The 10,857-nt window shown below is 42.7% G+C and carries 7 protein-coding genes; all 7 read left to right on the forward strand.

The features are described 5' to 3' along the window. Positions 1 to 102 precede the first annotated feature (102 nt). The 7 genes from BMW53_RS07625 (at position 103) to BMW53_RS07655 (ending at position 10,682) form a co-directional block, all read left to right on the forward strand. Positions 103 to 2,823, forward strand: coding sequence for a DUF5695 domain-containing protein (locus tag BMW53_RS07625; protein ID WP_038554302.1), 2,721 nt, complete (start codon positions 103 to 105; stop codon positions 2,821 to 2,823). 303 nt (positions 2,824 to 3,126) lie between these two features. Continuing rightward, complete coding sequence (locus tag BMW53_RS07630) at positions 3,127 to 3,807, forward strand: NUDIX hydrolase (protein ID WP_038554299.1); 681 nt, start codon at positions 3,127 to 3,129, stop codon at positions 3,805 to 3,807. Between the two features lie 45 nt (positions 3,808 to 3,852). Then, a complete protein-coding gene (gene araA / locus BMW53_RS07635; RefSeq protein ID WP_038554296.1) occupies positions 3,853 to 5,364 on the forward strand; it encodes an L-arabinose isomerase in 1,512 nt (503 codons plus the stop codon). Positions 5,365 to 5,398: 34 nt separating this feature from the next. Continuing rightward, positions 5,399 to 7,078: a sodium:solute symporter gene (locus tag BMW53_RS07640; protein WP_038554293.1), complete on the forward strand. Its 1,680-nt coding sequence runs from the start codon at positions 5,399 to 5,401 to the stop codon at positions 7,076 to 7,078. Between the two features lie 18 nt (positions 7,079 to 7,096). Then, positions 7,097 to 7,780: an L-ribulose-5-phosphate 4-epimerase gene (araD, locus tag BMW53_RS07645; RefSeq protein ID WP_038554290.1), complete on the forward strand. Its 684-nt coding sequence runs from the start codon at positions 7,097 to 7,099 to the stop codon at positions 7,778 to 7,780. A 92-nt stretch (positions 7,781 to 7,872) separates the two neighbouring features. Continuing rightward, on the forward strand, positions 7,873 to 9,540 hold the full coding sequence (locus BMW53_RS07650) for a ribulokinase (RefSeq protein WP_038554287.1): 1,668 nt from the start codon (positions 7,873 to 7,875) through the stop codon (positions 9,538 to 9,540). Between the two features lie 20 nt (positions 9,541 to 9,560). After that, positions 9,561 to 10,682, forward strand: coding sequence for an aldose epimerase family protein (locus BMW53_RS07655; RefSeq protein WP_038554284.1), 1,122 nt, complete (start codon positions 9,561 to 9,563; stop codon positions 10,680 to 10,682). The last annotated feature ends 175 nt before the right edge of the window (positions 10,683 to 10,857 follow it).

The following is a 10,857-nucleotide window of genomic DNA, read 5'->3' on the forward strand; positions in this document are numbered from 1 at the left end:
GTTTGAAGACATTTTATTTCTAAATTGGATATCAAATGTCAAAATAATGTAAGTTCGTGCAGGGCATGGAATAATTAAGTTATTAATAAGATAGTTAGTGTGATGAGAAAAGTATTAGGTTCGTATTTCGTTATCATTAATGTGTTGTTTTTTTGCAGCAGTAGGCTGCTGGCAGGTGAGATTTCTGAATCTGTAAAAAACGATACCATTGATTATAATCAGAGTGTTTTAACGTTTGGTCTTCCTGATTTTAATCTTGAGTTAGTTAAATCATCGCATACCGTTGCCGGATTGCACCCGGTTTCGGAGCCGGAATTTGATTTTACTCCGGGTGAATTGCTGGCCAAAAGGAATAAAGCAGGTTTTTATCATCTTGGCGATATTAACTTTCGTGTAAAAACAGAAAGTGCCAGCGATTGGGCATCGTTCTCATCAGCTGCTTCGCGTAAAAGTGTTAGAACCGTAGCTCCTGAAAACGACAGCCAACTGGCCGTTTCCGATTTAAGCGGAATTTTTGAAAACAGCCCGGTTCAGGTACTGCGTTACTGGGAAAAGCACGACGGACATCTTGTTCTGCGTTTCGAAATAAAAAACACTTCATCTGAAGATGTAGAAATTGGAGCCTTAGGAATTCCATTGATTTTCAATAATAATCACGACCGGAAAACACTGGACGAAGCACATGCCGAAAATGTTTTCTACGATCCGTACATTGGTATGGATGCAGGTTATTTGCAGGTAATCCGTTTAAAAGGAAGCGGGCCGGTTTTGTTGGTGTTGCCACATGGCGAAACACCTTTTGAGGCGTGGAATCCGCTGCTTGACGATCCAACACGACGCGGAATTACTTTCGAAGGTTTTCACGAGTGGATGCCCTTAACTAAAGCTTACGCCGAGAACGAATGGAAAGAAGCTACTCCCTGGAACACTCCTTCATCGAAAATACTAAAACCCGGAAAATCGGTTAGTTATGGTGTGCAGTTTGTTCTTACTGATGCCATTAAAAACATCGAATCGGCGTTAATTGAAAACGATCGTCCGGTTGCATTTGGTGTGCCTGGTTACGTTGTTCCGCAAGATGTAAATGCCGATTTGTTTGTGAAGTACAGCCAAATAGTAAAAAGCATGCAGGTTGAACCGGAAGGTGCGCTGGAACTGAAAAAACTGGAAACGACAGAAAATGGTTGGGTAAAATATGCTGTTGCCGCAAAAACATGGGGCAGAGCACGTTTAACCATCAACTATAAAGATGGCTTAACCCAAACCATTAACTACAAAGTTATTAAACCTGAAGAAGAGGTAGTTGCCGACAACGGAAACTTCTTGATGACAAAACAGTGGTTTGATGACGAAGACGATCTTTTCGATCGTGGTCCGTCGGTTATCACCTACGATTACGAAGAGCAAAAACAGGTGACAGAAGATAGTCGTGCCTGGATTTGCGGATTGAGTGATGAAGGAGGTGCCGGTGCCTGGTTAAATGCCATTATGAAACAACTGATCCAACCCGATAAAAAAGAGGTGGCGATGCTGGAAGACTTCGTCCAGAAAACCATCTGGGGTGGAATTCAGTACAATGAAGGACATGAAAAATACGGTGTTCGGAAAAGTATGTTCTACTACGAACCTGATTCAATGCCAGACGGTACGTACAGCAAAGATGTAAATTACAATACCTGGGCTGCCTGGAATAAAGAGCATGCCGAAACCGTGGAGCGTTCGTACAATTACCCGCACGTTGCTGCTGCATATTGGGTAATGTACCGTTTGGCCCGAAACTACGAAGGTTTGGTGTCGCAACAAACCTGGGATTGGTATCTGATGAGTGCTTACCAAACCTCGATGGCGATGGTTGAATTGGCGCCTTATTATGCACAGTTCGGCCAGATGGAAGGTAGTGTTTTTGTTCACATTTTAGATGATTTAAAAGCAGAAGGATTGTGGGAATATGCCCGCAAACTGGAAGGAATGATGAAACGTCGTGCCGATCACTGGGCGTCGTTAAACTATCCGTTTGGTAGCGAAATGCCCTGGGATTCTACAGGTCAGGAAGAAGTTTATATGTGGTCGCGTTATTTTGGTTATGGTGAAAAAGCTGAAACAACTTTAAAAGCAATTTTGGCGTACATGCCAACAATCCCTCACTGGGCCTACAACGGTAATGCGCGTCGTTACTGGGATTTCCTTTACGGGGGCAAACTTTCGCGTGTCGAGCGTCAGATTCACCACTATGGCTCGGCATTGAATGCCATTCCTGTTTTATACGAATACAAAGAACATCCCGAAGATTTGTACCTGCTGCGTGTTGGTTACGGTGGTTTAATGGGAGCTATTTCGAATATTACGCAAGATGGTTTTGCACCGGCAGCATTTCATTCGTTCCCGTCAACGCTTAAAAACGATGCCATTTCAGGCGACCACGGAACCGGCTATTACGGTTATGCCATAAACACATCAACCTATTTAACGCACGACGACGAATTTGGCTGGTTGGCTTTTGGTGGTAATGTTACTAAAGATGGCGATGCGGTGAAAGTTAATTTAACAACAGCTGCGAAGTCGCGTGTTTATGTAGCTCCGTTAAAAATGTGGTTAACGCTTGATGCCGGTAAGTTTGAAGCTGTTTCTTATAATCCGGAAACCCAAAAGGTTGAGCTGGTGTTAAACGAAGCAAACGAATTTACTACAAATGCTTATCTCCGGATTAAAATATTCGGCGATGAAACTGCAAAATGCCGTGTTGTCGGTTTTGAAAAGAATGAGATTGGGCAATATGTAATTCCGTTAAAAAAGGAAAAGTTAAGAGTTGTTCTGGTTATTTAAACGTTGCCGGAATGATATTAATAGTACATCGTACTCGTAACAAAGGAGCTTTTGGGCTCCTTTTTTTTATAGAATCAATTTAAATATGCCACCGGTGAAAAAACAAAAATCGCTTGGTTTCAGGATATGTTTATAATTTGCGACGCGATTGTAATATTCAGAAAATTAATTTGTTGAGATGCATTGGTTCTGGGGCTTGACAATGGTTTTTATTTATGTTTTTCAGCATAAATATTTATTTTGTCGGATCTTTAATAATAAAAGTTAAAAATACTTTTATAGATTTGGTCCATCGATATTACTATGAAACACTATACTAAACATCCGAAGCATTTTGTAGCAGTTGACTGCGTAATACTGGGTTACAACGAAGGGGAGCTTTGTTTGTTACTTTACCCGCGGGGTTTCGAGCCGGTAAAAGGAGCGTGGTCACTTATGGGGGGATTTATACAGGATAACGAATCGTCGGATGATGCGGCAAAACGCGTATTAAAACAAACCATAGGTCTTGAAGATATTTTTATGCAGCAGGTGGCTGCATTTGCCAATCCCGACCGCGATCCGGAAGCAAGGGTAATTAGTCTTGCTTACTATGCTTTGGTGCGAATGGATGAACACGATAAGGCCTGTGTTCGAGAGAATGGTGCACACTGGTGGCCCATTTCTGAATTGCCTGAAATGATTTTTGATCATGGCAAAATGGTGGAACAGGCTCTGGTAAAACTGCAACAGGAAGCCGGCTATCGCTTAATAGGAAAAGAGTTGCTGGCCGACAAGTTTACCTTACTTCAACTACGCAAATTATACGAAGCTATATTTCAGCGCGAATTCGATCCCGGAAATTTTAGAAAAAAAATTTTATCGCTTGATGTGTTGGAACGCCTTAATGAAAAAGATTTATCAGAATCAAAAAAAGGTGCTTTTTATTACACCTGCAAAAATGAAGTTACCGAACGTGGCCTCGATCGTATTGTAAAAGTTTAAAAGCATATAAAAGTAATACATACATTTAAAATAAAATCAAAGAATATGAGCAGTACATTAAAAGAAATGGAAGTATGGTTTGTAACAGGTAGCCAACACCTTTACGGGCCTAAAACATTGGAACAAGTTGCAGAGCATTCAAAAGAAATTGCTGCTGCATTTGATGCATCTACCGAAATTCCGGTAAAAGTTGTGGTTAAACCAACAGGAACCGGATCAAAAGAAATCCACCGAATTTGTAAAGACGCAAACAGCAATGATAACTGTATCGGTATCATTACCTGGATGCACACTTTCTCTCCTGCAAAAATGTGGATTCACGGATTGAAAGAATTAAACAAACCTTTGTTGCACCTGCACACTCAGTACAATAAAGAAATTCCATGGGACGAAATCGATATGGATTTCATGAACCTGAACCAGAGTGCACATGGCGACAGAGAATTTGGCCACATTACCGCACGTATGCGTTACAACCTTAAAGTGGTTGTTGGTCACTGGCAGGATCCTAAAACGGTATCGCAAGTTGCCTCATGGGCACGTGTAGCTGCTGCCTGGGCCGATTCGCAAGATATGTTAATTGTTCGATTTGGCGACCAGATGAATAACGTGGCAGTTACCGATGGTGATAAGGTTGATGCCGAAAGAGTTTTCGGATATCACGTTGATTACTGTCCTATAGCTGAACTTGTTGCCGTACAAAATGAAGTTACCGATGAAGAAGTAGCTGAATTGGTAAAAGTTTACGAAGCAGAATACAATTTTGTAGATAACTGTAAAGAAGGTGGAAAAGACCGTGCGCAGGTAGCTCACGCCGCTAAAATTGAAATTGCATTGCGTCGTTTACTGGAAGCAAAAGGTGCAAAAGCTTTCACTACAAACTTCGACGACCTGGAAGGTATTGATCAGTTGCCGGGATTAGCATCGCAGCGTTTAATGGCCGATGGTTATGGATTTGGTGCAGAAGGTGACTGGAAAACAGCTGCTTTATACCGTACCATGTGGTTTATGAGTCAGGAAATGCCAGGCTACAAAGGATGTTCTTTCCTTGAAGACTATACCTTAAACTTCGACGGCGAAAACAGTGCTATTCTGCAGGCTCACATGTTGGAAGTTTGTCCGTTAATTGCCGATGGCAAACCAACACTTGATGTACTTCCTCTTGGAATTGGTGGTAAAAACGATCCTGCCCGTGTTATCTTCAAAAGTAAAACCGGACCAGGTGTTGCCGCTACAGTAGTAGATATGGGAAGCCGTTTCCGCATGATTATTAACGCCGTTGATTGTATCGAGTCGAAAGACTTACCAAAATTACCGGTAGCCAGCGCACTTTGGATTCCTCAACCTAATTTCGAAGTAGGAGCTGCTGCATGGATTTTAGCGGGTGGTACGCACCACACTAGCTTCTCTTACGACTTAAGCGTTGAAGATTTATTGGATTATGCTGAAATTGCAGGAATCGAAGCGGTTGTAATCGATAAGGACACTACTATTCCTAAATTTAAAAAGGAACTGCGTTGGAACGACCTTTACTATCATTTGGCCAAAGGATTATAATTAGAAACTAAATCAAAAAAATAAATCAACTTTTATGGAATTACTAGATTGGATTGTAATTGGCCTTTTTGGTGTGGCACTTATCGGCATTATCGTTTGGGTGTTAAGTCAGAAAGAAGAAACTTCTGGCGACTATTTCCTGGCAGGACGAGATGCTTCATGGATTGCCATTGGAGCTTCGATTTTTGCTTCGAATATCGGATCAGAACACCTTATCGGATTAGCCGGAGCCGGAGCATCAAGTGGTATGGCAATGGCACACTGGGAAATTCAGGGATGGATGATACTGATACTCGGTTGGGTGTTTGTACCGTTCTACTCACGAAGTATGGTACTTACCATGCCCGAATTTTTGGAGCGCCGCTATAACCCTGAATCAAGAACAGTGTTATCACTTATTTCTTTAGTGAGTTATGTGTTAACTAAAGTTGCGGTAACTGTTTATGCTGGTGGTTTGGTTTTCCAGCAGGTTTTCGGTATCGAAACCATGTGGGGAATCGATTTCTTCTGGATTTCTGCTATCGGTCTGGTGTTGTTAACGGCTCTTTATACCATTTTCGGAGGAATGAAATCGGTGTTATACACCTCGGTACTTCAAACGCCGATTCTGCTTGGAGGATCGCTGGTAATTGTGGTGCTTGGTTTAAAAGCTGTTGGTGGCTGGGATCAGGTACTGGAAATTGCCGGAGCTACTCAGGTTAACGAATATGGCGACAGTATGATAAATCTGATCAGGGATAACCGCGATGCCGATTTCCCATGGCTGGGTGCTTTAATCGGCTCCAGTATCATTGGTTTCTGGTATTGGTGTACCGACCAGTTTATTGTACAAAGGGTACTTTCGGGTAAAAACGAAAAACATGCCCGTAGGGGGACAATTTTTGGCGCTTACCTGAAATTGTTACCGGTATTCCTTTTCCTTATTCCTGGTATGATTGCTTATGCAATGAGTGCCAAAGGAGGAATTATGCTAAACGGACAAGAGTATGTGTTGCCAAGCCCCGATGCTGCTTTCCCATCGTTGGTGGCCCAGTTGCTTCCTGCCGGTATTAAAGGCTTGGTGGTTTGCGGTATTTTGGCTGCTTTAATGAGTTCGCTGGCTTCGCTGTTTAACTCTTCGGCCATGTTGTTCACCATCGACTTCTACAAACGATTCAAACCGGAAACTCCGGAGAAAAAACTGGTGAAAATCGGTCAGGTGGCAACAGTGGTAATCGTAATTCTGGGAATTCTTTGGATTCCGATTATGAGAAGTATTGGCGATGTGCTTTACGAATACTTACAAGACGTACAATCCGTTCTGGCTCCTGGTATTGCCGCAGCATTCCTGCTGGGTATAACCTGGAAACGTGCTTCTGCCCAAGGTGGATTCTGGGGACTGATGGCAGGATTTATAATTGGTATTACCCGTTTGGGGGCAAAAGTATATTACGAGAACGTTCAGGGGGCAGCCGACAACTTGTTTAAAAGTCTGTTTTTCGATATGAACTGGTTGTTCTTCTGCGGTTGGATGTTGCTGGTATGTTTGGTCGTTGTTATTGTTGTTAGTTTGTTAACCAAAGCGCCAAGCGCCGAAAAAATTCAGGGCTTGGTATTTGGAACTAATACACCGGAACAAAAAGCGGCTACACGTGCCAGCTGGAATGGCTGGGATGTATTCCATACCGCTGTTATCCTTGGATTAACAGTAGCCTTTTACATCTACTTCTGGTAGAATAAAAAAGAATAAATTATGCTTGAACAGTTAAAAGAAGAAGTTTTTAAAGCGAACCTGGAACTGGTAGAACTCGACCTGGTAATTTTTACCTGGGGAAATGTGAGTGCTATTGATCGCGAAAAAGGTTTGGTGGTAATTAAGCCAAGCGGTGTTTCGTATGAAGATATGAAAGCCAGCGATATGGTAGTGGTTGACATGGAAGGAAACGTGGTTGAAGGAAACCTGAAACCATCGAGCGACACCGCAACTCACCTGGTGCTTTACAAAGCTTTTGAAGGAATATCGGGAGTTGTACACACGCACTCGGCATGGGCAACCAGCTGGGCACAGGCCGGAAGAAGCATTCCTGCATTGGGTACAACACATGCCGATTATTTTTACGGTGCAATTCCATGTACGCGTAAATTAACAGAGGAGGAAGTAACTACGGCATACGAAGTGGAAACCGGAAATGTAATTGTGGAAACTTTCAACGGGCTCGATCCGGTTGCAATTCCGGGAGTTCTGGTAAATAACCACGGTCCGTTTTCGTGGGGAACAAGTGCCCACAATGCCGTTCATAACGCAAAAGTTATGGAAGAAGTGGCAAAAATGGCGCACACTACTTTACAGTTAACTCCGGGAGCTGAGATCGATCAATTCTTATTAGATAAGCATTACCTGCGCAAGCACGGTAAAAATGCATACTACGGACAGTAATTGTTCATCTGTAACAAAAAAATAAAGGACGAAAAGTTGGTGGAGAAGCGAATTTTCCACCGGCTTTTCGCTCCGCATAAAATCAAAAAAAAATGGCAAAATATACAATTGGACTGGATTATGGTTCTGATTCGGTTCGTTCATTAATCGTAAACGTAGAGACCGGCGAAGAGCTGGCAAGCGTGGTGTTTGAATACCCGCGTTGGAAGCGAGGAGAATATTGCGATGCGCCAAACAACCAGTTTCGTCAGCATCCTTTTGATTATTTGGAAGGGCTGGAATACACCATTGTGGAGGCGCTGAAACAAGCTCCCGAGGGTGTAGCCGAAAATGTTGTGGGTATTTCTGTTGACACCACCGGATCGACTCCGGTAGCGGTTGATGAAAAAGGTACACCACTGGCATTAACTCCGGGTTTTGAAGAAAATCCAAATGCGATGTTCGTACTTTGGAAAGACCATACAGCTGTAAAAGAAGCGGCAGAAATTAACGAATTGGCTAAAAAATCGGATATCGATTTCACCAAATACGAAGGTGGAATTTATTCGTCAGAGTGGTTTTGGGCCAAGTTATTGCATGTAACACGCGAAGATGCAGGTGTTTACCGTGCAGCTTACTCGTGGGTGGAACATTGCGACTGGATTCCGGCAGTGCTTACCGGAGATACAAATCCAAAAACATTAAAAAGAAGCCGTTGTGCAGCAGGGCATAAAGCAATGTGGCACGAAGCTTTTGGTGGTTTGCCGTCAGAAGAATTTCTGACTCAGCTTGACCCTATGTTAAGCGGTTTAAAAGACCGTTTGTTTAAAGAAACATACACCTGCGATGTAGCGGCAGGAACACTGAGCGAGGAGTGGGCGAAGAAACTGGGCTTATCAACCAACGTGGTAATTGGGGTAGGAGCTTTTGATGCTCACCTTGGTGCTGTTGGCGCGCAAATCGAGCCTTATCACTTGTCGAAAGTTATGGGTACATCAACTTGCGATATGTTGATTGCGCCGCTTGAAGAAGTGGGTGATAAACTGGTAAGCGGTATTTGTGGCCAGGTTGACGGCTCGATCGTTCCCGGAATGTTAGGTTTGGAAGCCGGACAATCGGCATTTGGTGATATTTACGCCTGGTTCCGTCGTTTACTGGAATGGCCCATGCAAAATATTCTGGCTGACTCTGATTTGATTGATGAGGCTACCAAGAAAAAACTGATCGATGAAACTTCAGGTAAGATCATCGCGAAATTAAGCCAGGAAGCTGAAAACATTCCAATCGCTGAAAGTGGAATCGTAGCACTCGACTGGATGAATGGTCGTCGAACCCCGGATGCCAACCAGGCATTAAAAGGAGCGATTATGGGCTTGAATCTGGGATCGGATGCACCGCGTATTTTCCGTGCATTGGTTGAAGCTACTGCTTTTGGTTCGAAAGCCATTAACGACCGTTTCATTTCAGAAGGAATCCGCATCGACGGAGTGATTGCACTGGGTGGTGTGGCCAAAAAATCGAAACTGGTAATGCAAATTGTTGCCGACGTACTGGATATGCCAATTAAAGTAGCTCGCTCTGAACAGGCTTGTGCATTGGGTACTGCGATGGCAGCCGCAGTGGCAGCCGGTGTTTACGAAAACCTTGGCGAAGCGCAGGCAAAAATGGGTGGCGGATTTGAAATGGAATACCATCCAATTCCTGAAAATGTAGAGAAATACAAAGCGCTTTACGAGAAATACAATAAGCTGGGTAAGTTTATTGAATTTGATTTGAATTAATAACCAATAAAATAAAACCGATGAAATACTTAGGAATTATAGCTTTAGTTTTAATGGTTTTTGGCTGTGCACAAAAAGAAGCCACAGTAGGACTATCAAGCGAGGATTTTGCGTTTGATTACAATGGAAAAACCATCGAACTTTTTACCTTGAAAAACGATAACGGAGTTGTTTGTCAGTTAACCAATTTTGGCGCAAGGGTGGTGAGTTTGTTTACCCCCGACAAAAATGGTGAGTTGGCAGATGTAATTGTAGGTTACGGTTCGGGAAAAGATTATGTAGAAAAGCCGGAGAATTTTTACGGAGCAGTGATCGGTCGTTACGGCAACCGCATTGGCGATGCTAAATTTTCGATTGATAGTGTTGAATACCAGTTACAGAAAAACGACGGCGTGAATCATTTGCACGGCGGAACCAATGGTTTCCATCGCCAGGTTTGGAATGCCGAACAACTAAGTGACAGCGAAGTTGTTTTTAGTCTGGTTTCGCCCGATATGGAAACCGGTTACCCGGGTACTGTGGAGGTGAAAGTAAAGTACCAGTTAACAGCTGCAAACGAGCTGAAAATTGAGTATTTTGCCACTACCGATAAAAAAACGGTATTGAATCTCACTAACCACTCGTATTTCAACTTAAAAGATGGTGGAAGAACTTCGATTAACGATCATTTGATGTACCTGAATGCCGATTACTATACACCTGTTGATGGTGGTTTAATCCCAACAGGCGAATTGGCAGCAGTTGCCGGAACTCCATTTGATTTTACTACTCCAAGAGCCATTGCCGACAGTTTGGAAGTTGATAATGCACAGCTAAAAGTTGGAGGTGGATACGATCACAACTGGGTATTAAATACAAATAACGATGTAAGCGCTTTGGCAGCAAAAGTCGTTGATCCGGAGTCGGGAAGAGTATTGGAAGTTTACACCAACGAACCGGGTATTCAGTTTTACGGCGGTAACTTCATTAATGGAAGAACAGCAGGAAAAGAAGATATTAAATACGATTTCAGAAGTGCATTTTGTTTAGAAACGCAACACTTCCCTGATAGTCCTAATAAGCCTGAATTTCCGAGTGTTATTGTAAATCCGGGCGATGAGTACTACTCGGTTTGTATCTACAAATTTGGTGTTGAAGAATAGGTTAAGAAGGATTTTTTGTTTTAAGTTAATTAATAGTTAGTTAAAAGTTCTGATTTGTTTTAGCAGGCAGGAAGAACCTAAAAAAAAGAGGCTGTCCAAAAAGGCGGTCTCTTTTTTTATGCTGCAATTTCAGAATAGTAGTTTTTCATCCAGATTTTAGATTGTTGCTTTTTCA

It is taken from the genome of Draconibacterium orientale (assembly GCF_900111425.1).
GTDB lineage: Bacteria > Bacteroidota > Bacteroidia > Bacteroidales > Prolixibacteraceae > Draconibacterium > Draconibacterium orientale.